General features: G+C 57.5%; 23 protein-coding genes and 1 pseudogene. 18 read left to right on the top strand and 6 right to left on the bottom strand.

Translation table 11 applies throughout. The features are described from left to right. A pseudogene (locus ACB040_RS15125) lies at positions 1 to 656 on the bottom strand (IS3 family transposase); the annotation flags it as partial. 126 nt (positions 657 to 782) lie between these two features. Continuing rightward, positions 783 to 1,364 carry a nucleoside triphosphate pyrophosphatase gene (locus tag ACB040_RS15120; protein ID WP_371155415.1) on the bottom strand — a complete coding sequence of 194 codons (582 nt, stop codon included), beginning with the start codon at positions 1,362 to 1,364 and terminating at the stop codon, positions 783 to 785. Positions 1,365 to 1,482: 118 nt separating this feature from the next. On the opposite strand from ACB040_RS15120, the gene yceD reads away from it, so the two are divergent. The 15 genes from yceD (at position 1,483) to ACB040_RS15045 (ending at position 13,638) form a co-directional block, all read left to right on the top strand. Further along, the gene (yceD, locus tag ACB040_RS15115; protein WP_013723766.1) at positions 1,483 to 2,004 is read left to right on the top strand and encodes a 23S rRNA accumulation protein YceD; all 522 of its coding nucleotides are present in this window, start codon (positions 1,483 to 1,485) and stop codon (positions 2,002 to 2,004) included. A 19-nt stretch (positions 2,005 to 2,023) separates the two neighbouring features. After that, entirely contained in the window at positions 2,024 to 2,191 is a 168-nt protein-coding gene (gene rpmF, locus ACB040_RS15110) for a 50S ribosomal protein L32 (protein ID WP_005300935.1), read from the top strand. A gap of 9 nt (positions 2,192 to 2,200) precedes the next feature. Continuing rightward, positions 2,201 to 3,220, top strand: a complete 1,020-nt coding sequence (gene plsX / locus ACB040_RS15105) for a phosphate acyltransferase PlsX (protein WP_139441370.1) — start codon at positions 2,201 to 2,203, stop codon at positions 3,218 to 3,220. A 7-nt stretch (positions 3,221 to 3,227) separates the two neighbouring features. Continuing rightward, the gene (locus ACB040_RS15100) at positions 3,228 to 4,187 is read left to right on the top strand and encodes a beta-ketoacyl-ACP synthase III (RefSeq protein ID WP_040065495.1); all 960 of its coding nucleotides are present in this window, start codon (positions 3,228 to 3,230) and stop codon (positions 4,185 to 4,187) included. Between the two features lie 71 nt (positions 4,188 to 4,258). Then, positions 4,259 to 5,194 (top strand): ACP S-malonyltransferase, encoded by a 936-nt coding sequence (gene fabD, locus ACB040_RS15095; RefSeq protein ID WP_371155419.1) that lies wholly within the window; start codon positions 4,259 to 4,261, stop codon positions 5,192 to 5,194. A gap of 13 nt (positions 5,195 to 5,207) precedes the next feature. Then, positions 5,208 to 5,942: a 3-oxoacyl-ACP reductase FabG gene (fabG, locus tag ACB040_RS15090; RefSeq protein WP_005351850.1), complete on the top strand. Its 735-nt coding sequence runs from the start codon at positions 5,208 to 5,210 to the stop codon at positions 5,940 to 5,942. Positions 5,943 to 6,100: 158 nt separating this feature from the next. Then, positions 6,101 to 6,337, top strand: a complete 237-nt coding sequence (gene acpP, locus ACB040_RS15085; protein ID WP_005300909.1) for an acyl carrier protein — start codon at positions 6,101 to 6,103, stop codon at positions 6,335 to 6,337. A gap of 82 nt (positions 6,338 to 6,419) precedes the next feature. Continuing rightward, entirely contained in the window at positions 6,420 to 7,661 is a 1,242-nt protein-coding gene (gene fabF / locus ACB040_RS15080; protein WP_338774907.1) for a beta-ketoacyl-ACP synthase II, read from the top strand. 68 nt (positions 7,662 to 7,729) lie between these two features. Then, positions 7,730 to 8,536, top strand: a complete 807-nt coding sequence (gene pabC, locus ACB040_RS15075; protein WP_338774908.1) for an aminodeoxychorismate lyase — start codon at positions 7,730 to 7,732, stop codon at positions 8,534 to 8,536. Next, the gene (mltG, locus tag ACB040_RS15070) at positions 8,526 to 9,527 is read left to right on the top strand and encodes an endolytic transglycosylase MltG (protein ID WP_338774909.1); all 1,002 of its coding nucleotides are present in this window, start codon (positions 8,526 to 8,528) and stop codon (positions 9,525 to 9,527) included. Before pabC ends, mltG begins: the two co-directional genes overlap by 11 nt. Beyond that, positions 9,527 to 10,168, top strand: a complete 642-nt coding sequence (tmk, locus tag ACB040_RS15065) for a dTMP kinase (RefSeq protein WP_371155414.1) — start codon at positions 9,527 to 9,529, stop codon at positions 10,166 to 10,168. Before mltG ends, tmk begins: the two co-directional genes overlap by 1 nt. Further along, entirely contained in the window at positions 10,153 to 11,100 is a 948-nt protein-coding gene (holB, locus tag ACB040_RS15060; RefSeq protein WP_279458900.1) for a DNA polymerase III subunit delta', read from the top strand. Before tmk ends, holB begins: the two co-directional genes overlap by 16 nt. A 25-nt stretch (positions 11,101 to 11,125) precedes the next feature. After that, positions 11,126 to 11,905 carry a TatD family hydrolase gene (locus ACB040_RS15055; RefSeq protein WP_371155413.1) on the top strand — a complete coding sequence of 260 codons (780 nt, stop codon included), beginning with the start codon at positions 11,126 to 11,128 and terminating at the stop codon, positions 11,903 to 11,905. 304 nt (positions 11,906 to 12,209) lie between these two features. After that, a complete protein-coding gene (locus tag ACB040_RS15050; RefSeq protein WP_371155418.1) occupies positions 12,210 to 13,193 on the top strand; it encodes a tyrosine-type recombinase/integrase in 984 nt (327 codons plus the stop codon). Between the two features lie 160 nt (positions 13,194 to 13,353). Next, entirely contained in the window at positions 13,354 to 13,638 is a 285-nt protein-coding gene (locus tag ACB040_RS15045; protein ID WP_338774913.1) for a RepB family protein, read from the top strand. A 223-nt stretch (positions 13,639 to 13,861) separates the two neighbouring features. Here the strand turns inward: ACB040_RS15045 and rsmF are convergent, their stop codons facing one another. The 4 genes from rsmF to ACB040_RS15025 all read right to left on the bottom strand — a co-directional run bounded on the left by rsmF (position 13,862) and on the right by ACB040_RS15025 (position 19,254). Beyond that, entirely contained in the window at positions 13,862 to 15,289 is a 1,428-nt protein-coding gene (gene rsmF, locus ACB040_RS15040; RefSeq protein WP_338774914.1) for a 16S rRNA (cytosine(1407)-C(5))-methyltransferase RsmF, read from the bottom strand. 144 nt (positions 15,290 to 15,433) lie between these two features. Continuing rightward, the gene (locus ACB040_RS15035) at positions 15,434 to 17,986 is read right to left on the bottom strand and encodes an MlaD family protein (RefSeq protein WP_338774915.1); all 2,553 of its coding nucleotides are present in this window, start codon (positions 17,984 to 17,986) and stop codon (positions 15,434 to 15,436) included. 55 nt (positions 17,987 to 18,041) lie between these two features. Further along, complete coding sequence (locus ACB040_RS15030) at positions 18,042 to 18,644, bottom strand: paraquat-inducible protein A (RefSeq protein ID WP_033113812.1); 603 nt, start codon at positions 18,642 to 18,644, stop codon at positions 18,042 to 18,044. Continuing rightward, the gene (locus tag ACB040_RS15025; protein WP_371155412.1) at positions 18,628 to 19,254 is read right to left on the bottom strand and encodes a paraquat-inducible protein A; all 627 of its coding nucleotides are present in this window, start codon (positions 19,252 to 19,254) and stop codon (positions 18,628 to 18,630) included. The genes ACB040_RS15030 and ACB040_RS15025 overlap by 17 nt, the downstream gene beginning before the upstream one ends. Before the next feature lie 147 nt (positions 19,255 to 19,401). On the opposite strand from ACB040_RS15025, the gene prpB reads away from it, so the two are divergent. From prpB to ACB040_RS15010, 3 genes are read left to right on the top strand one after another with little or no spacing between them, the layout of a single operon-like run. Continuing rightward, complete coding sequence (gene prpB, locus ACB040_RS15020; protein WP_371155417.1) at positions 19,402 to 20,289, top strand: methylisocitrate lyase; 888 nt, start codon at positions 19,402 to 19,404, stop codon at positions 20,287 to 20,289. Positions 20,290 to 20,299: 10 nt separating this feature from the next. Next, a complete protein-coding gene (gene prpC, locus ACB040_RS15015) occupies positions 20,300 to 21,427 on the top strand; it encodes a 2-methylcitrate synthase (RefSeq protein ID WP_371155411.1) in 1,128 nt (375 codons plus the stop codon). Between the two features lie 10 nt (positions 21,428 to 21,437). Further along, entirely contained in the window at positions 21,438 to 22,883 is a 1,446-nt protein-coding gene (locus ACB040_RS15010; protein WP_371155410.1) for a bifunctional 2-methylcitrate dehydratase/aconitate hydratase, read from the top strand. Positions 22,884 to 22,963: the final 80 nt, after the last annotated feature.

Genomic DNA, 22,963 nt, shown 5'->3' with positions numbered 1-22,963 from the left:
CCGTCTGGGTGACACCAGCAGGCGGTGCTCGGTCAATATCCGAAACAGCCTGCCTCGCCCGACCTTGAGCCCGTCATCATCCTGACCCTGCAGCAGATAATGCAGCTTGCGCGTGCCCACCCGCGGTTGTCGCAGTCGAACCTGACGCAAGAAGCGCACCACCTGCAATCCTTGTGCATGGCGCTCGTCGGCGACCCGATTGCGCTTGTAGTAAGCCTGCCGGCTTATCCCCAGAAACAGGCAAGCCCTGACAATGGTCAGCCTCTCGACTTGCCGCTGCGAGAGGACTTGCCGGGTCGCTTTTTTACGATGGAGACGCCGTAGTCATTTTTCAGTACATCGACGACGGCCTCAAAGAACTGGGCCTTCTGGCTCATCAGCGCCAGCTGTTGCTCGAGTTCCTTGATGCGCTGTTCGGGCGTCAGGTTGTCGGGGTCAGGCATGGTGATGCTCCTGCCGGCACGCACAGAAGCCCCTTGGCTCCAATCTTGCCGACCATGTTTACGCAACCATACCAGAACGGTGGAGCGGCCCTGAATGCCATAACGCACCTGAGCCTGTTTGTAGGTGAGCTCGCCTTTTTCAATCTGCTCGACCAGTGCCAGTTTAAAAGTCAGCGAGTAATCGCGCTGCGTCCGTTTCACACCTTGTCCCATCGGGTTCTCCATTTATTGGGGGGAAAGGTGTAAACCATATTCAGGACGGGACAGATTGATATAAAAAGCCCGGTCTATTGATCGGGCTTTTTATATCCTCGATCTAGCTTATCTATTCGTCCGCAATCAGGGCAGGGAAATACCGTGGCGCTCCAGCAGCTCGATCAGGCCGATCAGCGGCAGACCGATCAAGGCGTTAGGATCGCGCCCCTCCAGCCCCTTGAACAGCACGATCCCCATCCCTTCACATTTGAAGCTGCCTGCACAATCTAGGGGCAATTCAGCCTCTACATAGCGGCGAATGGCGGCTTCATCGAGGTTGCGAAAATGGACGGTGAAAGGTTCCACTAGCTGATGAGCTTTGCCTGTAGCGGCATTCACCACGCACAGGCCGGTATAGAAGGTGACGCTGCGACCTTGAGCCGCCATCAGCTGGGCGATGGCATTGTCGATGGTACCCGGTTTGCCGAGGATGTGATTATTGCAGACACACAACTGATCAGATCCGATGATCAAGCCGTGATCACGATGTTGGGCGACAGCATCAGCCTTGGCACGAGCCAGTCTGGCCACCAGCGCCTCGGCGGATTCGCCAGCCAGCGGGCGTTCATCCACATCGGGCGCGGCACATTCAAAGGGGAGGCCGAGCTTCTCCAGCAGGGCTTTGCGATAGCGAGAAGTTGAGGCGAGGATCAGATTCTGTGGCATAATCAGGTACCGATGAAAGCGAGTACCGGCATTCTAGGGACTTGTGACGTTAAAATCATCGGCGGTAAGGACTTTTTCCTTTGACTATCAGTTGTTGGACCTATATTATTCGCGCCCTATGCAAAAGGTGAAGTTGCCCGTTAAGGTTGATCCAGTCCGTAGTGCCTTGAAGCTGCTCGATTACATCGGGATAGTGGAAAAGTCGCAGATGCCCAGGCTGGAGGAATCAACCGCTGGCTTGCAGAGTGATATCGATGTATCACTACACTTTGGCAAAGATGTCCAGAAGTTGACCGTTATGAAAGGCACTGCCCATGCCAAGGTTGACCTGGTTTGCCAACGTTGCGGAGAGACATTCGAACATCTCTGTGAAGCTGAATTTATCTACACTCCGCTGTTCGAAAGAACAAACGAGGAAGAACTGCCGGAAGCTTATGAGCCCATTGAGTTGGACGAAAACGGCGAGATAGATCTTCATCAAATCCTGGAGGATGAACTCATCCTCTCGTTGCCTCAAGTCGCAATGCATTCTCTGGATGCATGCCCGAGAGGAAACATGGAGATGACCTGGGGTGAAATCGAACCTGCTGATGAGCGGCCGAATCCCTTTGCAGTTCTTGAAGAGCTTAAACGTAAGTGAATTTAGGAGTTAGCCTACAATGGCCGTACAACAGAACCGTAAAACCCGTGCCAAGCGTGGCATGCGTCGTTCCCACGATGCGCTGACCACCGCTGCCCTGACTGTTGATCAGACCAGTGGCGAAATTCATCGTCGTCACCACGTGACTGCCGATGGTTTCTACCGCGGTAAAAAGGTAATCGCTTAAGGATTGCCTTTGTCTACGCAAACTGTCGCGCTAGACATCATGGGGGGAGATATTGGCCCCTCGGAAACAGTGCCTGCCGCCGTGCAGGCACTGTCTCTTTTACCCCAGCTAAAACTGATTCTGGTCGGCGACCAGCACCAGACCTCTTCTTTACTGCAGCAACATGGCTTGCTGAATCATCCCCGCGTTCGTTTCGTACATGCATCCCAGGTGGTTGGCATGGGTGATAAACCGATCGTGGCGTTGCGAACTCTGAAAGACTCCTCCATGCGGGTGGTACTCAATCTGGTGAAAGCCGGTGAGGCCGATGCTTGCGTCAGTGCTGGCAATACCGGTGCGTTGATGGCGATGGCCAAGTGCGTGCTCAAATCCCTGCCCGGGGTAGACAGACCTGCCCTTATCAAGGCGCTGCCGACATTGAGCGGCAAACGTACCGTGATGCTGGATCTAGGCGCCAACGTCAGTTGCGATGCGGATACCTTGCTGCAGTTTGCCGTGATGGGCTCTGTCGTTGCCGAAAAGGTAGAAGGCATTGCATCCCCCCGTGTTGCCTTGCTCAACATCGGCGAGGAGGAGATCAAGGGCAACGATCTGGTGCGCCACAGCGCCGAATTGTTGCGTCAGTGCCACGCGCTCAATTATGTCGGGTTCGTCGAAGGGGATCGCATCTTCAGCGGCGACAGCGACGTGATCGTCTGCGACGGTTTTGTCGGTAATGTCGCCCTCAAGACGGCAGAAGGGGTGGTGCGGATGATGGCCCACCTGGCCGGATATCCCCGCAAGAAACGCACTTTTCTTGGCCGGATCGCCGGATTTATGTTCAAACGGCGTTTTTCTTACCTGAACCCCGACCAGTATAACGGGGCAAGTCTGTTAGGATTGCGCGGCATTGTGGTAAAAAGTCATGGGCGGGCCGAACGGCGCGCTCTGTGTAATGCGATCCTGCTGGCCGCACAAGAGGCCAAACATCAACTTCCACTGCAAATAGCAGATCGCCTTGAAGCTGTCTTCTCTGACAGGGATCTATAAGAACTCTATGCATAGCAAAATTCTGGGTACTGGCAGCTACCTGCCGAGTTCAGTGCGTACCAACGCCGATCTCGAGCAGATGGTTGAGACCAGTGATGAGTGGATCGTGGAACGCACCGGTATCCGTGAGCGCCGTATTGCCGGTGCTGACGAGACCGTTGCCACCCTCTCTTACCAGGCCGCCCTGCGCGCCCTGGATGCAGCCGGTCTGACCGCTGCCGATCTCGATATGATAGTGCTGGCCACCACCAGTGCTGAAAATGCCTTCCCGGCTGCCGCCTGCGAGCTGCAGGGGCTGCTCGGTGTTCCGGGCATTCCTGCCTTTGACGTGGCTGCAGCCTGCGCCGGTTTCACCTACGCACTCTCCATTGCCGATCAGTTCGTCAAATCCGGCGCTGCCCGCCATGTGCTGGTCGTCGGGGCCGATGTGCTCTCCCGCATGTGCGATCCACAAGATCGCGGTACCATCATCCTGTTTGGTGACGGGGCTGGGGCTGTGATTGTCGGTGCCAGCGAGACGCCGGGCATCCTCTCTACCCATCTCCATGCCGATGGCCGTTATGGCGAGCTGCTCAAGCTGCCTCATCCCCGTCGCGGCATGCCGGGTGCCGAGCTCGAAGCCTACATGTATATGAAGGGCAACGATGTCTTCAAGGTCGCGGTCACCCGTCTGAGCGAGATCGTGACCGAGACGTTGGCCGCAGCTGGCATCGAGCCGAGCGAGCTGGATTGGCTTGTGCCGCATCAAGCCAACTTCCGCATCATCAGCGCCACTGCCAAGAAGCTGGGTATGAGCCTCGATAAAGTGGTGCTGACCCTCGACAAGCACGGCAATACCTCTGCCGCTTCCGTTCCGGTCGCCTTCGATGAAGGGGTGCGGGATGGCCGGATCAAACCAGGTCAGCTGGTACTGCTGGAAGCCTTTGGTGGCGGTTTTGCCTGGGGCTCGGCGCTGGTTCGCCTCTGATCTTCGGCGGGATGGTGCGCCCATCATCTCGTCACCGATTTCATTTTTGTCTTATCTAAAAGGAATCAATGATGACCCAATTTGCCATTGCCTTCCCGGGACAAGGTTCCCAGTCCGTTGGCATGCTGGCCGAGCTGGCCGAACAACATGCCGTGATCAAGGAGACCTTCGCCGAGGCGAGTCAGGTGCTGGGTTATGACCTGTTTGCCCTGGTGATGGATGGTCCGGTTGAAGATCTGAACAAAACCTGGCGCACCCAGCCTGCGCTGCTGACTGCCTCTGTCGCCCTGTGGCGCCTGTGGCAACAGTTGGGTGGGGCAACCCCTGCTGTCATGGCGGGTCACAGCCTGGGTGAGTACTCCGCGCTGGTTTGCAGCGGCGCACTCGATTTTGCCGATGCGGTCAAACTGGTCGAGTTGCGTGGTCTGGCCATGCAGGAAGCGGTACCGGAAGGCACCGGCGCCATGGCGGCCATCATCGGCCTTGATAACGAATCCATCGCCGCCAACTGCGAAAAAGCGGCACAAGGGCAGGTTGTCTCTCCGGTCAACTTCAACTCCCCGGGCCAGGTGGTTATCGCCGGTCACAAAGAGGCCGTTGAGCGCGCCAACGTGCTGATGAAAGAGTCGGGCGCCAAGCGTGCGCTGCCGCTGCCGGTCTCCGTGCCGTCTCACTGCGCGCTGATGAAACCTGCCGCAGAAAAACTGGCAGCTGCGCTGGACGGGATCGAGATCAAGGTTCCAACCATCGCGGTCATCAATAATGTCGACGTATCCTGTGAACAGGATCCGGCCGCTATCAAGCAAGCGCTGGTACGTCAGCTGTTCAGCCCGGTTCGTTGGACCGAGACTGTCGAGCGGATGGCCCATGAGGGCGTTACCCTCGAGATCGAGATGGGACCGGGCAAAGTGTTGACCGGGCTCGCCAAGCGCATCGACAAGCGCGTGGAAGGTATTCACGCCAACGATGCCGCCTCTTTCGAGCAGGCGCTGGCCCAGATCAAGTAAACAGGAGTAAGTGATGAGCTTTACCGATAAGGTTGTGTTGGTGACCGGTGCCAGTCGTGGCATCGGCCGTGCGATTGCCGAAACATTCGTGGCCCGTGGCGCGAAAGTGGTCGGTACGGCGACCAGCGAGAGCGGTGCCGAGGCGATCAGCGCCTATCTGGGCGACAATGGCTGCGGCATGGCACTGAACGTGACCAGCCAGGAATCCATCGAAGCCGTCTTCGCCGCCATCAAGGCGCGCTTTGGCGACATCGACATCCTGATCAACAACGCGGGGATCACCCGTGACAACCTGTTGATGCGGATGAAAGATGACGAGTGGAACGAGATCATCGATACCAATCTGACCTCGCTTTACCGTCTGAGCAAACCGGTGTTGCGTGCCATGATGAAGAAACGTCACGGTCGCATCATCAGCATTGGCTCCGTGGTGGGAACCATGGGCAATGCCGGTCAGGTCAACTATGCTGCCGCCAAGGCCGGTCTGGTTGGTTTTACCAAATCGTTGGCGCGGGAAGTGGCATCCCGTGGTATCACAGTGAACGCGGTTGCTCCCGGTTTTATCGAAACCGACATGACCCGTGCCCTGAATGACGATCAACGTGCCGGCATCATGAGTCAGGTGCCTGCCGCCCGTTTGGGTGATCCAAAAGAAATTGCCGCAGCTGTGGTATTCTTGGCTTCTGATGAAGCAGCCTATATCACCGGCGAAACCCTGCATGTTAATGGCGGGATGTACATGGTGTAATCAATTTGTCGTAAGATCTGTTCAAATTTGCGATAGTACGCCGAAGTTTGGCACATTTCGTGGTTTGACCAGCGGCAAGCTACTTGCAAACTCACGTCAATTGAATAAACTACCCCAACCAGACGCAAATAGCGTATTTTTAAAGGAAAATTCAGGTCATGAGCAACATCGAAGAACGCGTAAAGAAAATCATCATCGAACAACTGGGTGTTAAAGAGGAAGACGTTAAGAACGCTGCCTCCTTCGTCGACGACCTGGGCGCTGACTCTTTGGATACCGTTGAACTGGTAATGGCGCTGGAAGAAGAATTCGATACCGAAATTCCTGATGAAGAAGCCGAGAAGATCACCACTGTTCAAGCGGCTATCGACTACATCACCGCTAATCAGGAATAAGTTCCTGTTCTAAGAGAAGCGGCCCAAGGGCCGCTTCTTTTGTATTTGTTCCCTTTCAAAACACCTCTCGGAGACTACCTCAGTGTCAAAACGCAGAGTCGTGGTGACCGGCTTGGGGATGCTTTCCCCGGTGGGTAACACTGCCGAATCCAGCTGGCAAGCACTGCTCAACGGGCAGAGCGGCATTTCCCTTATCGAACATTTTGATGCCAGCGAGTTTGCAACCCGCTTCGCAGGTCTGGTCAAGGATTTCGATCCCGAGCAGTACGGTATCAACCGTAAAGACGCTCGCAAGATGGATCTCTTCATTCAATACGGCATCGCGGCCGGTATGCAGGCGCTGGATGATTCCGGCCTGACCATCAATGAAGAGAATGCCGAGCGTGTCGGCGTGGCGATTGGCTCCGGTATCGGCGGTCTGGGTCTGATTGAACAGAACCACGAAAGCTTGTTCAATGGCGGCCCGCGCAAGATCAGTCCCTTCTTCGTTCCGTCCACCATCATCAATATGGTGTCCGGTCATCTTTCCATCATGAAAGGTCTGCAAGGGCCGAACATCGCCGTGACTACCGCCTGTACCACTGGTACACATGCCATCGGTATGGCGGGTCGGATGATCGCTTACGGTGATGCCGATGTGATGGTCGCCGGCGGTGCCGAAAAAGCCTCCACCGCGATGGGGATGGGTGGTTTTGCTGCTGCCAAGGCACTCTCCAACCGCAACGAAGAGCCGCAAAAAGCGAGCCGTCCGTGGGATAAAGATCGCGATGGTTTCGTGCTGGGTGACGGTGCCGGTGTACTGGTACTGGAAGAGTACGAACACGCCAAGGCCCGTGGCGCCAAGATCTACGCCGAGCTGGTCGGTTTTGGCATGAGCGGTGACGCGTACCACATGACTGCGCCTCCTGCAGATGGCAACGGTGGCGCTCGTGCCATGAAGAATGCCATCAAGGATGCCGGCATTGCCCCCGAGCAGATTGGTTACATCAACGCGCACGGTACCTCCACCCCGCTGGGTGATGTGGCTGAACTGCGTGGCATGAAGTCGGTGTTTGGTGAGCACGCCAAATCCCTGATGGTGAGCTCCACCAAGTCGATGACCGGTCACCTGTTGGGTGCCGCCGGTGCCATCGAGGCGATCATCACTGTGTTGGCCCTGCGTGATCAGGTGGCTCCCCCCACCATCAACTTGGACAACCCGGATGATGAGTGCGATCTGGATCTGGTACCCCATGTGGCCAAGCCAGGTAGCTTCGAGTACGCCCTGTCCAACTCGTTTGGTTTTGGCGGCACCAATGGCTCACTGATCTTCAAACGCGTATAATTTGCCGCAGGGCAAAGACACAGGCCCGATACTGCCGGTATCGGGCCTTTTTTATCGGAGGGATCCCTTTGCTTATCAATGGAATGAAGCTTGATACCATCTCGGCCTATGATCGGGGGCTGGCTTATGGTGACGGTCATTTCACCACCATGGCGGTCAGGGAGGGTCGCGTGTTGCAGTGGCCTGCGCATCTGGCACGGTTGCAGCTGGCCAACAACCGGCTGGGATTGGTTGAACCGGACTGGGATCTCTTGACCCGGGAGGTTGAAGAGATGGTGGCCGACCAGCCACAATGCGTGGCCAAGGTGATCCTGACCCGCGGCGAGGGGGGGCGGGGCTATGACGGCAGCGGATGTCAGCACACGACCCGGATTGTCACTCTGGCGCCATTTCCCACTCACTATGGCCAGTGGCAACAGGAGGGGATCGAGATGGTGGTGTGCCGCCAGCGGATCGGCGATGCGCCCATGCTGGCCGGGCTAAAAACCTTGAATCGTCTGGAGCAGGTATTGCTGAAAAGCGAACTTGTCAGCCGAAATGCAGTCGAAGGGATAGTGCTTAACAGTCGTGGTTTTCTGATTGAAGGGGTCAGTGCCAATCTGTTTTGGCGTCGGGGCAAGACGGTGTTTACGCCCGATCTCGCCTGCGGTGGTGTCGATGGCATCATGCGCCGCCAGGTGATGGCGATGTTGAAACAGATGAGTATTGAGTTGCGTGTGGTAGAGGCTCCGCTGGAGTCACTATGGCAGGCTGAAGAGGTGTGGCTCACCAATACCCTGATGGGGGTCGTGCCGGTCAATGGCATCGAGGATATTCACTATCCCCCAGCGGTATTGAGTCGCCGTTTACAGGAGCGTTTGGTCATTGAAGTTTAATCGGCTTTACACCCTGCTCGCGGGGGCGGCACTGACGGTAGCCGCTGCCGGGGGCTATGTACATTACAAATGGCAACAGGTAGAGACGCTCACCAACAAGGGGCCGACCCGGCTCTTTACGGTGGAGAAGGGCTCCCATGCGGCGCGCCTCATCGCCGAACTGGGGGAGGGGGAAACCAGCCCCTGGGCGGTGCGGCTCTGGCTGCGTGGCCATCCCGAACTGGTAGCGATCAAGTCGGGCACCTACGAAATCAAAGAAGGGGCTCCCCTCAAGGAGACCCTCTCTCTGTTCGCATCGGGCAAGGAGTTTCATTTCAGCCTCACCTTCGTCGAAGGTTCCCGCTTCGAGGATTGGCAGAAGCAGCTCTCCAGCGCCCCATACCTTGAGCGATTGACCGTCGAGCAATCCGAAGCCGACCTGGCGCAGGAGCTCGGCATCGAGAATGGCAAGCTGGAGGGGTGGTTCCTGCCGGAAACCTACGCCTATACCACCCATGCCAGCGATCTCTCGATCCTGCGTCGTGCCCATCAGGATATGGAGACTTTCCTGCAGCAGAGCTGGGAGAAACGTCAGGCCAACCTGCCTTACAAGACCCCCTACGAGGCGTTGATCATGGCCTCAATTATTGAAAAAGAGACCGGCCAGCCGGACGAGCGGGCACAGATCGCCTCGGTGTTTGTCAATCGTCTGCGTCTGGGCATGAAGTTGCAAACCGATCCCACCGTCATTTACGGGGTGAAAGATCGCTACGATGGCAACATTCGCCGCAGTGATCTGACCGACAAGAATCCCTACAACACTTATGTGATCGACGGTCTGCCGCCCACGCCCATCGCCATGCCGGGCAAGGCCTCAATCGAAGCAGCGCTCAACCCCAAATCGACCGACTATCTCTACTTTGTCGCCAAGGGGGGCGGTGCCCACTATTTCTCCAAGACCCTCGATGAACACAATCGGGCGGTTCGCGAATACATATTGAAGAAACCCTAATGTCTAAATTTATTGTGATCGAAGGATTGGAAGGGGCAGGGAAGAGCTCGGCTGTGCGTTATGTGACCGACTATCTGCAGCGTCACGGCATCGACCGGATCGAGTGCACCCGCGAGCCGGGTGGTACGCCACTGGCCGAGCGGATGCGGGCCATCGTCAAAGAGGTGCACGACGAGCGCCTCACTATCGAGGCGGAATTGCTGCTGATGTATGCCTCCCGGGTACAACTGGTGGAGACCCGCATCAAACCCGCACTGGCCGACGGTGTCTGGGTGGTGGGGGATCGCCACGATCTCTCCTCCCAGGCCTATCAGGGGGGGGGACGTGGCATCGATGCTGCTCTTATCGGTGCCATCAAGCAGGCGGTGCTCGGCAACTTCAAACCGGATCTCACCCTCTATCTCGATATCGATCCTGCCCTTGGCTTGCAGCGCGCGCGCCATCGCGGCGTGCTGGATCGCATCGAACTGGAGCAACTGAGCTTCTTCGAGCGTACCCGAACTCGTTATCTCGAACTGGCCGCCAAGGATGACTCCATTGTGGTGATCGATGCGGCGCAAACCCCGGAACAGGTCAAAGCTGCCATCGAGCTTGCATTGGATCACTATCTGTCGAACGAGTCGCTATGTATCCCTGGCTGATCTCAGACTGGCATGCCCTGAGCCAGACGGCCCAGTCCGGTCGTCTCGGCCACGCCTGGTTGTTGCTCGGCGATCCCGGTCTTGGCAAGGAGCAACTGGCCGAGCGGCTGGCACGTTTGCACCTTTGCCAGCAACCGGATCGCGGAGAGCCGTGCGGCCACTGCCACTCTTGCCAGCTGTTTGACAAGGGCAACCACCCGGATCTCGGCACCATAACGCGCGACAGCAAGACCATCGGGGTCGAGGCCATTCGCGAGATCTGCACCCGACTGCAGGGCTCTGCCCAGCTCGGCCGTGGCAAGGTGGTGATCATTCCAGATGCGGAGCGGATGACCGAATCGGCGGCCAACGCCCTGCTGAAAACCCTGGAAGAGCCGGCCGGCGACAGCTTGCTGTTGCTTATTGCCTCCCAGGTTTCCCGGCTGCTCCCTACCATTCTCAGTCGCTGTCACAAACATGTCTGTCAGTTGCCTGCGGAAGGGGAAACAGTACGCTGGTTGGCCGAGCAGGGTCATCAGGCCACTCTGGCTCAGGTGCGGATCTGTCAGGGGGCACCGCTGCGGGTACTCGACTATATCGAGCAGCAACAGGACGGTACTCGCCGCGAACTGCTGGAACAGTTTGTCGCCCTGAGCCAAAGTCCGGTCAAGGCGACGGCATTGTGCAGCCAGCTTGGTCAGGAGACGCAGGTCAGGTTGCACTGGTTGCAGCTATTCTTGTGCGATGCCCTGAAAACCCAGGCCGGATGTGGTCACCATCAGCTGGCCATGCCTGATCTGGCCATCTTGAGTCAACGGTTGGCGGAGCAGCACTCCAGCGAAAAACTGCTGGAGGCAGAACAAGATCTGGTTGCCCTGAAAGCGGCATGTCAGCCGGGTCAGCTCTCCAATCCCACCATCCATCTGATGAACTGGCTCAGTCGCTGGTTATAAGTACCGACAAGCAGAAAGGTTTTATATGTTACTCGTTGATTCCCACTGTCATCTCGATCGCCTCAGCTATGGCAGCAAGCAGACCAGCTTGGCTGATGTACTGGCAAAGGCCGCGAAACTGGACGTGGGATATTTTCTCTGTGTCAGTGTGACTCAGGCACAGTTCCCGACCATGCTCGAGGCGATCGCTCCCTATCCCCAGGTATTTGCCTCTTGCGGGGTACACCCGCTCAATCAGGAACCCGGTGTCGATGCCAAGTTGCTGCTCAAGCAAGCTGCCGATCCACGGGTGGTGGCCATCGGTGAGACCGGTCTCGATTACTTTTACTCGCCCGAGAACAAGGAAGTTCAGCAAGCCTCTTTCCGCGAACATATCCGGGTTGCGCGCGCGTTGAACAAGCCGCTGATCATCCATACCCGCGATGCCCAGCAAGATACCTTGCAGATCATGCGTGAAGAGGGAGCTGATCAGGTTGGCGGTGTGCTGCACTGCTTCACCGAATCCCTCGAAATGGCAGAAGCAGCAATGGCGATGGGGTTCTATATATCCATCTCCGGGATCGCCACCTTCAAAAATGCGTCTGCATTGCAAGAGGTGGTCAAGGCACTTCCCCTTGACAGATTGCTGGTCGAAACCGACTCGCCCTATCTTGCACCCGTGCCGCATCGGGGGAGGGAGAACGAACCCGCCTTTGTACGAGACGTTGCGCAGTTTATTGCTGATCTGCGCCAGATGGCGCTGGCTGAATTGGCAGAAGCGACCAGCCGAAATTTCTTTGAACTATTCAAACTGGCGAAAAAATAACACAGAAGCCCCTTTGCTCGGGGCTTTTTATATTTCAAATGCCAAGCTGATTACCCACCTAAATATCAACACCGAGCCGTGTTATCTCTCACATTCATCCAGTCTATGTAACCTGTTCATCCATACAAACTGAGTCGAATCATATTCCGATGTTTCGTTTATCTAACAACAAGCTATAAGTATCGATAATATTCATTATCGATACTTGATGTATGGAAAGGATCCTGTAAGATCCTCTCAAACTTCATATGAATCATAGAGTTCCGTGGCATTTCCAACCTTGTCCAATCCAGCTCATCAGTCACTGCAGACTGTTTTCGATGCACAGCTAAATAGTCGGGCACGCCGCTTTTTACGCAGTGCAAAAGCGGTTTCCACACTCAATGCCTATCAGGCTGATACCCGTATTTTTGTCTTCTGGTGCCAATTGCACGGGCTGGATCCGCTGCAAACGACCCATCACGACATTATGAATTTTCTCGCAGATCAGGCTGACGGCGTATTGGCCGACTGGGTATGGCTGGATAAAGAGAAGGGGGAGCTGCGTAACGGTGAACCTCGTAAACCGGCAACCCTGGTAAGACGTCTGGCGGGGATCCGTTATGCCTTCAAGCAGAAAGGCATCCATCCCATGCCCACCGAACATCCCGAAATCAAGGAGATGATGCGCGGTATTGTCAGGTTGGGGGATAACCGTAAACGCAAAACCGGCGCCCTGACGCTGCAACCATTGACCCAGGTGCTGGATGGCATCGACACCGGTGATCTGGCTGGCTTGCGTGATTACACCCTGCTGCTCCTGATGTTCAGTGGCGCCTTGCGCCGCTCGGAAGCAGCCCGAATTGAGGTGAGCGATCTCGATTTTGTGGGGCAGGGGATCCGCCTTCGCCTCAAACCGAGCAAGCATCAGCTGCATGAAACCGAGATAGCCTTGATTCCGGGCAAACACTATTGCCCCGTGTCTGCACTGCAAAACTGGCTGAGCAAAAGCCGGATCAGCGAGGGGCCGCTGTTTCGGCGCATGAACCGCTGGGGCCAATTGATGGCCGAGCCACTCGGCCCCCAGGGCATCAATCTGATGATCAAGCGGCGAACAGGTCAAACCATCGACGATCTCTACGTCAGTGGCCATAGCCTGCGGCGCGGATTTATCACCTCAGCCGTGACTGCCGGCAAGCCGATGAACAAGATCATCGAGGTGACGCGCCACAAGGATATGCGAACCCTGCAGGAGTATTTCGATGACGCCCACAAATTCTCCGATCATGCCCTTGATGGCTTGCTTTGACACAACTGCGTCACTTTGTTTTTTATGTTAAATGATATCTTGTTGATCTGATGATATATTTGTCGCGCAGCCAACAGCCCAAAGGGGAAGGGCATCTTCCAATGGATAATGGCATGTGATGAGAGATAACAAATTCAGAAAGGTAATATCGCAAGGACATATGAGCCAAGAAATGACAGTGCGTGAAGAGCAAGAAGCGGCCCCCCAAAACAATGCCGAGCGGCAGCGCCAACATGTAAAACGCAAGCAGGAGACCCATACCCGATTGCAATGCTGGATCAGTAATCGCCATGCCGAACGGTTGGCGGCACTCGGCTTGCATCTTGAAGATAGCCAGGCATCACTCATCGAACAGGCGATCGATCTGCTCTATCACCATGAGCTGGGGAGCGAACCTCACGCAGAGAAAGTGGAGATAGCTCTGTTAGAAGAGAGTGTCGAGTAACGATGAACTTGGCTAAGAAGAGATAAAAAAGCCAGGTACGAATTCCGTGTACCTGGCATAGGGGAATTGGCTCCTTGCAGAGCCGTGCGCTAACTGGTGTTCGGATTGCCTTAAGCTTAGACAAGGCTCAAGGCTTTTCAAGAACCCGATAAAATTTCAACCAGAGTGTGGGTTTTGCAGACTCGAACAGCGTCGAATCATCCTTCCTCATTCAGTCAAAAAATCAACCAAACAGATTGTTGTCGCGCACCAGCTCCCGGGGGAGGGCATTCTTGACCCGACTGCCCACCCATTTTCCCATTCCCAGGGTATGCCCCTGATAACGAACGATCACCTCGCCAGCACCAGCATCCTGCTCTGGCCAGACGTCCCGCCCCATCATGAATTCCCGCGCGTTGGCGCTGTCCAGTTCGACCACTCCCTTGTTCGCTTTATCACCATAGGCGAGCGCCCACTCATGGGTGAGGCGATAGCCTTTCTTGAACGTCTCGGCCAACTTGATGCCGATGCGATCGAAGCGCAACTTGCCCTGAACCTGTTCAAACAGATGAGGAAATAGCCAGATCTCGTCATTGCGGCCAAACAGTTGACCTTGTGGCGCCACACCAAAATTGGCTTCAATCTCGCGCAGCATGGGCTCAGACTCTTTCGCTGCCAACGGCAGGAAAGGGAATTTGCCGAGCTTGCCCGGTTTGAACATGGTGTTGGGCACCGAGTGGTGCTTGCGCAATCTGGCAACGAAAAAGCCTTCACTGTCGAAGATCTGGGGCCAAACGTGCAGGTATCCTTCGGATGTACAGGCCTGCTCTGCATGGGGGAACAGGTCTGCCAACGAATCAAAACTCAAGGCATCGCCAAACTTGTCCAGCAAGGATTGGCAAACCGCTTGGTTCTCCTGCTCACTCAAGGTGCAAGTGGAGTAGACCAGTACGCCACCCGGTTTCAAAGCATGGAAGGCGCTCTCCAGCAACCCTTGTTGCACCGTCGCGATCTCGTCGATGCTCTCGATGCTCCAGTTGCGCAATGCATCTTCATCCTTGCGCACCGTACCTTCACCGGAGCAGGGGGCATCGAGCAGGATGGCATCGAATGTCTCCGGCAACCACTGGCCAAATACCTTGGCATCAAAATGGGTCATACCTACATTGGTCACGCCGCAGCGCTGGATATTGGCGCTGAGCACTTTCAACCGGCTGCTGGAAAATTCGTTGGCAACCAGCATCCCCTGATTGTTCATCAAGGCGGCTATCTGGGTGGTCTTGGAGCCGGGGGCAGCCGCTGCATCCAGCAACATGCCATCCGCTTTGATCTTGTCGCTGGCAAAGAGCGCCGTCACCGGCAGCATGGAGCTCGCTTCCTGAATGTAGAAGAGCCCGCTCAAGTGCTCGGCGGTGTTGCCAAGTGGGACAGTTTCATCGCTGCGGGTCAGCCAGAAGCCGGTATCACACCAGGGCACAGGGTCGAGCTGCCAACCCAGTGGCTCCATCTGGGCGACGAAATCCGAGACGGCTATCTTCAAGGTATTGACCCGAATGCTGCGGCGCAGCGGACGTCGACAACTGGCCACAAACTCATCCATCGAGAGATGGGCCGGCATGATGGCTGCAATGTGGCGTAAAAAGTAATCGGGAAGGAAGGTGTTGTCGTGCACTGTGCCGTCTCGTTGACCAAAAAAGAGGGGCGATATCCTACCACAAGGCTAAGAATATTCTGAATCTGAACCCTATCAACAAGCACCGGAATATAAAAAAGCCCGGCACGGGGCCGGGCTTGGATGAGATACAAAGGGAAGAGATCAGGGCTGGATACGAGGGCTCCACTCCAGCCACTCTTTCTCGGCCTTGCCATAGAGCGGATAGCTATGCCCCGCCTTGACGGTTGGCCCCATCTCTTTCTCCGGCGTATTGAAAGCAATGCCGCCGGCCAGCAGGCTCTGTACTGTCTCGACCTCTATGGTACCGCCAGTCAGGCCGATATCCGCCTTGACCCCGGAGACATTCCAGAAACGGGAGTTTGCCCGCACCAGATGGGCATACTCCTGCTCGACATTGACGTCGATCACCACCTCGCTGCCATCCCGAGCCAGCGCCACCTTGGTGACACTGCCGACCACCATCTTGCGAAACAGCAGCGGGCTGCCAACCGAGAGGCCATTCACCGACGGGCTTTTCAGAGTGAGGGACAAACCGGCAGGGCCGCTCTGGCTCAGGGGGAAGCTGTTCCGACCAGCCCCTTTACCGGGCTCGGCCTCGACAAAGGCCCCCTTGATCAGGGTATCGAGATGGGCCACACCACCCAGACCCAGCTTGGCTTGCACCAGGGTAAAGCGCGCTCCGGATTGCAGGAAACGCTCGGCGTACTGGCCATCCAGCTCGGCTTTGAAGATCACCTGACCCAGGGTCGGCTCCAGCTCGATCTCTTCAATTTTGCCGATATCCACCCCGCGATAACGGATCGGGCTGCCAATCCCGAGCCCCGGATTACTCTCTGCCACCAGTGACAGCTGGCGTACCTTGGCCTTGGCTTGCTCCCTGGAATCGAACAATTGATGGCTGCTACGGCCATTGGCCAGATAGTCGAACTCGATGGCACCGCGCAGCAGGGTACCAAGATTGCCAACTTTTACCTGCACACCATCGACCCGAACTCGGGTGTCGATAGCCGGTTTTTTCCAGAATTGCGGCTGGCGGGCGAGGAGTGGGGCATAGATGCCGTCAATCTCGAGCTCGATCTCCACTCCCTCTTTGGCGGCTCGCAGCTGTTTCACCTTGCCCGCTTCCAACCCCAGATAGAGCACGGGAGAACCGATGCCGATGCCGTCTGCCTGATCCGCCTTGAGCAACCAGCGTTGCGGCTTGGCATCACGAGTACCGAGCAGTGCCAGCTCCTGATTGGGGTAGAGACGGTTGATCCGCTCGCCGCTACTCGCCTGCACCAGCTTGATGCCACCACTCAGCCAGGCACTGGCCGGGCTTGCCTCCACCTTGATACCACTCAGATCAGCATCTATTTGTAGCGGCGAAGCGCGATAGAAACGGGCACGGTTCAACAGATGGGCGTAAGCGGGCTGGATCTGCAGGGCCACGCTGGCATTGCCGCACCCATCGAGATCGAGCTGGCTGATGCGACCAACCTGCATCCCCTTGTACCAGATGGGGGCATCCTGATTAAGCCCAGCCAGATCGTCCGCTTGCAGCGTCACCTTGATGCCATCTTGTGGCGCCCGATCGGTCAGCGCCATCCTGGCCACTTCTTTGCCTGCCACATAGTCAAGGCGAATGGCTGGGCCGGAGAGCAGCCGATCGGCATTCTTCACACCGGTCGGGGAGAGAGAAACGCTCTCCCATACCAGCTGACTCTTGTCGGTGATGCGATATGCCTGCTCCGGATTGATCAGTGCCGTCACCACCCGACCCTTGTCAGTGAGGTGGATGGGATCGACGCGACCAATTTCGATCCCTTCGAAGAGAATGGGCATCCCCTCCTTGATGGGCAGATCACCCGCCACGATATCGATGCGCTTGCCGCGCGCCGCTTCTGCCAGCCCCTTGTAGAGGACGAAGGTTTGCCCTTTCTCCGACTCGGGAGACGCTTTGGGGGAGTCAAAGGCGATGCCGCCGCTCAGAATGGAAGTGAGGCTGCCAGCCTCAACGCTGACACCAGCCAGACTGAAAGAGCCCTTGATGCCGCTGATATTCCAGAAGCGGGTATCGGCTTTGACCAGATGTTCAAAACGAGGCTCGATCACCAGATCCAGAATGACGTTCTGGTTGTCCTGACCCAAGCGGGTATTGATGACGCTACCTACTTCGATACCGCGGAAATAGAGCTTGGCACCGATACCGACCGAGCCCAGCGAATCGGCGGTGAGATGCAGCATCCGCCCCTGCGCCTGATAACCGGGGGGAGGGCCGTCGAGGGCATCAAACTTCTCCTGCAGCGGATTGCTCTCGCGCCCAGGTTGCAAGTTGATGTAGTTACCGGAGACCAGGGTATCGAGACCGGAGATCTCGGTCAGCGATGCCTTGGGGCTCACCAGCCAGAAGTCGGACCCCTTGCGAATAAGCGGGCGGGCACGGCTGTCAATCTTGGCCAGCACCGCAATACGACGACCATCCTCGGCCAGCTCCAGCTCCTGCACCACCCCGATGGCAACCCCCTGATAACGGATCTGGGTCTTGCCCGGCAAGATGCCGTTACCCTGAGCGAAGTTGATCTGGATAAGCTGGCCGCGGCTCGCTATCTGTTGATAGAGAAAGCCGCCAGCCAGCAGCAGGGCGATGAGTGGTAACAACCAGACTGGCGATAGCCAGCGGCGCTTTTCGATGACGGGTTCAGCCCCGATCATAGTGACTCCTTATTGACCGGGCGCAGCCGCCCATCAGACAGAAACAGAAAACGCATCAACGGGCCGCCTTGTCCCAAAGCAGCCGGGTATCGAGCATGCGGGCCGACATCATGGTCAACACCACCACGCCGGCAAAAGCGGTTGCGCCGGGACCGGCGCGGACGCTCAGCATGACGCCACGATCGACCAGCGCCACCATCAGCGAAATGACAAACAGATCCAGCATCGACCAGCGGCCGATAAAGTCGATCACCCGATACATCAAGAGCTGGCGCTTGCGCCGCACCGGTTTGGCCCGTTGCAGCTGCCAGCAGATCCACGCCAACCCGATTATTTTGCCCACCGGTACCAGTATGCTGGCGGTGAGCACTATGGTGGCAATCCCGCTCATCTTGCTGCGATAGAGCATCAGGATCCCGCTGAAGATGGTATCCGACTGCAATAACCCCTTGTTGTAGAAATGGGTGATGGGCAGCAGGTTGGCGGGGAGCAGCATAAAGGTGGCCAGCGCCAGCAAGCCCCACGACCAGGCTAGCGAATGAGGGATCCGCACCTGCAGCTTGCTGTCGCAACGTGGACAGACGCATCCCGCCTGATAACGCACCAGCAGGCCGCAGGTATGGCAGCGGCAAAGCCCCATCTCACGGGCGCTGGTCATCGCCTTTCTCCTTGAGCGGGATCCGATCCCAATAGGGAGATGGATCAAAGAGGATCAGCAAACTCATGTTGAGCAGCATCAGAATGCCGAGGCTGAGCAGCCCGCCACCCAACCTGACATCGGCGATATCGATCAGTTTGAACAGGGCAACCAGCAGGCTGACAATATAGACCTCCAGCATGGCCCAGTGACGAAACACCTCGACCAGCTTCAAGGTGACGGGAAGAATGTGCCAACGTTTGGCCAGACCCGAAGCCAGCACAAAGATCCCCGCCAATAATCCCACCGGCGCCAACACGGCGCACCAGAGCACCAGGCTGGCCACCCACCATTCGCCCTCGCCAAACAGCACCAGAATACCGCGCAGCAGGTCGGCGTCGGTGTTGACCCCAGCCAGCCGCAGATAGATCAACGGCTCAAAAAATGCGGAGGGCAGCAGCAGAAACCCGGTAATGGTCAGGGCCATCAACTGGGAGGGACGAAAGGCATAACGGCCATAGAGATGTTGGTGACAACGCGGGCAGTGGGCATGACGACGCAGCGGCAGTGCTTTGCGCTGGATCAGCAAGTCGCACGCCGGACAGACAATTACGGAACCGGGCTCCATCATACAATTCAACCTGTTGAAGGAATTGGTGAAATTTACCCTAAAACCGGTTTCCTGTCTTGCCTGCAGCCAGAATGTTACGAAAGTATAATTGACGTTAACGTAAACGTGATATTAGATAGCCAAACTAGACAGGTGAAAGGAGTCATGATGTCCAGTTTGTCCCCCTCGGCAGGCCTGCGCTTTCGCACCGCCCTTGCCAACGAAAAGCCACTACAGATCGTCGGCACCATCAATGCCTATATGGCGCTGATGGCCGAGCGCAGCGGTTTTCAAGCCCTCTATCTCTCCGGCGCCGGAGTAGCCAATGCCTCCTACGGCTTGCCGGATCTCGGTATGACTTCCCTCAACGACGTGCTGATCGATGCCGAACGGATAACTGCTGCGACCCGTGTGCCGCTGTTGGTCGATATCGATACCGGCTGGGGCGGGGCATTCAATATCGCCCGCACCATCCGCGCGTTCGAGCGGGCCGGAGTTGCCGCCGTCCATATGGAAGATCAGGTGGCCCAAAAGCGCTGCGGCCACCGTCCCAACAAGGCGGTGGTGTCGCTTGAGGAGATGTGTGATCGCATCAAGGCAGCAGTGGATGCCCGCGAGAATAGCGAGTTCGTCATCATGGCCCGCACCGATGCACTGGCGGTGGAAGGGATGGAGTCGGCTCTTGAACGCACTGCCGCCTATGTGGCCGCCGGTGCCGACATGATCTTCGCCGAGGCGGTGACCGAGCTTGCCCAGTACGACCAGTTCAAGCAAGCGGCCAACGTGCCGATCCTCGCCAACATGACCGAGTTCGGCAAAACCGAGCTGTTTGACAAAGAGCAACTGGCCGCGCACGGAGTTGACATGGTGCTCTACCCCTTGAGTGCCAACCGGGCCGCCAATCAGGCCGCCCTCAACGTCTATCACCATATTCGCCAGGATGGCCATCAACGAGCCGTCGTGGAGACCATGCAGACCCGGGAGTCACTCTACGACTTCCTCGAATATCATCACTACGAGCAGACACTGGATCGTCTGTTTACAGCCAAGGAATAGGAGGCAGCTTATGGGACAGCAAAAACCGTTGGGCGGGGCCGGTCTGCGCGGGCAGAGTGCGGGGGAGACCAGTATCTGCACCGTGGGCAAGAGCGGCACCGGGCTTACCTATCGCGGTTACGACATCAAGGAGCTGGCCGATAGCGCCCAGTTCGAGGAGGTCGCCTATCTGCTGCTCAAGGGAGAATTGCCGAGTAACCAGCAACTGGCCGACTACAAACGCGAGCTGCGCCGCTTGCGCTCGTTGCCGGCGGCGCTGCTGGAGGTGCTGGAGCGCATTCCCGCCGATGCTCATCCGATGGATGTGCTGCGCACTGGCTGCTCCATGCTCGGCGATCTGGAGCCGGAAGATGGTTTCGAGCATGAGCATGAAGTGGCGGATCGGCTGCTGGCCGCCTTTCCGGGCATTCTGATCTACTGGTACAAGTTCAGCCACGAGGGAGTTCGCATCGCCCTCGACAGCGACGAGGAGTGTATCGGCGGCCACTTTCTGGCGCTGCTGCATCAGAAGGCGCCAAGCGAGCTGGAGCGTCGGGTGATGCATGTCTCTCTCATCCTCTACGCCGAGCATGAGTTCAACGCCTCCACCTTTGCCGCGCGAGTCTGCGCCTCAACCCTTTCTGACATGTTCTCCTGCATCACCGCCGCCATCGGCACCCTGCGCGGCCCGCTCCACGGCGGCGCCAACGAGGCGGCCATGGCGATGATCGAACATTGGCAAGACGAGACGCAGGCAAGGCGCGAACTGCTGGCCAAGCTGGCGGCCAAGGAGAAGATCATGGGCTTTGGCCACGCCATCTACCGCACCTCGGATCCGCGCAACGTCATCATCAAGGAGTGGTCGGCCAAGCTTGCCGAGGCGGTGGGTGATGATCGCCTCTATCGCGTCTCCTGTGAGGCGGAGAAGGTGATGTGGGAGGAGAAAGAGCTCTTTCCCAACGCCGACTTCTTCCACGCCAGCGCCTATCACTACATGGGGATCCCGACCAAGCTGTTCACCCCCATCTTCGTCTGCTCGCGGGTCACCGGCTGGTGCGCCCACGTGATGGAGCAGCGCGAGCACAACCGGATCATCCGCCCGAGTGCCGATTATGTCGGCCCGGCCCCCCGTCACTTTGTCTCTCTACAACAACGATAAGGAAGTCACGATGTCCGCCAACGTCGACGTCAACCACAGACCAGACCCCGATCAGGTGCTGGTCGATATTGCCGATTATGTCTGCAACCACCCCATTACCAGCAAGGCGGCTCTCGACACCGCCCGCTACTGCCTGATGGATACGCTGGGCTGTGGCCTCTTGGCCCTGCGCTTTCCCGAGTGCACCAAACACCTTGGCCCCATCGTCCCCGGCACCCTCGTACCCCACGGCACCCGGGTGCCCGGTACCCAGCTATGCCTCGACCCGGTCAAGGCTGCTTGGGATATCGGCGCCATCATCCGCTGGCTCGATTACAACGACACCTGGCTGGCCGCCGAGTGGGGTCACCCATCCGACAATCTGGGGGGCATTCTGGCCACCGCCGACTGGCTCTCCCGTACTAGCGTGGCCGAGGGCAAGGCGCCGCTCACCATGGCAGATGTGCTGGTGGCCATGGTCAAAGCCCACGAAATTCAAGGGGTGCTGGCGCTGGAGAACTCCTTCAACCGGGTGGGTCTCGATCACGTGGTGCTGGTCAAGGTCGCCAGTACCGCCGTGGTGACTCACATGCTGGGTGGCACCCGTGATCAGGTGATCGATGCGGTCTCCCAGGCCTGGGTCGATGGGCAAAGCCTGCGTACCTACCGCCATGCCCCCAATGCGGGTTCCCGCAAGAGCTGGGCGGCGGGGGATGCCACCTCCCGCGCGGTGCGCCTCGCCCTTATCACCATGAGCGGCGAGATGGGCTATCCCGGCGTACTAAGCGCGCCCAAGTGGGGCTTCTACGACGTGCTGTTCAAGGGCAATCAGTTCGCCCTGCATCAGGGGTACGGCAGCTATGTGATGGAGAACGTGCTGTTCAAGATCTCCTATCCCGCCGAGTTCCATGCCCAGACCGCGGTAGAGTGCGCCATGAAACTGCACGGTCAGGTGAAGGGGCGTCTGGAGGAGATCGACCGCATCGAACTCACCACCCATGAGTCGGCCATTCGCATCATCAGCAAGGTCGGCGCCCTCAACAACCCGGCCGATCGGGATCACTGCCTGCAATACATGGTGGCGGTGCCTCTGATCTTCGGTCGCCTCATTGCCGAGGATTACGAGGACGATGTCGCCGCCGATCCCCGCATCGATGGGCTGCGCGGCAAGATGGTGGTGCAGGAGGATAAACGCTACAGCCGCGAATATCTGGAGGCGGACAAGCGATCCATTGCCAACGCCATCCAGATTTTCTTCAAGGACGGCACTCACACCGCCAAGGTGGAGGTGGAGTACCCGGTCGGCCATCGTCGCCGTCGGGAGGAGGGGATCCCGCTGCTGGTGGAGAAATTCCAGCACAATCTGGCCACCCGCTTCCCGGCCAAACGGGTCAGCGACATTCTGGCCCTCTGTCAGGATGGGTCACGGCTTGCCGCCACCCCGGTACACGCCTTTATGGATCTGCTGGTGATCTGACCGGTCTTGCATTGGCCAACATATCAGCAAACAGTGATAAACGAAAAGCGGGCTCATCGGCCCGCTTTGTTATTCTGGCG

It is taken from the genome of Aeromonas sp. S11(2024) (assembly GCF_041402345.1).
Lineage (GTDB): Bacteria > Pseudomonadota > Gammaproteobacteria > Enterobacterales > Aeromonadaceae > Aeromonas > Aeromonas veronii.
Note: the sequence above shows the minus strand (reverse complement) of the source record. Positions and strands in the feature narration are given on the sequence as shown.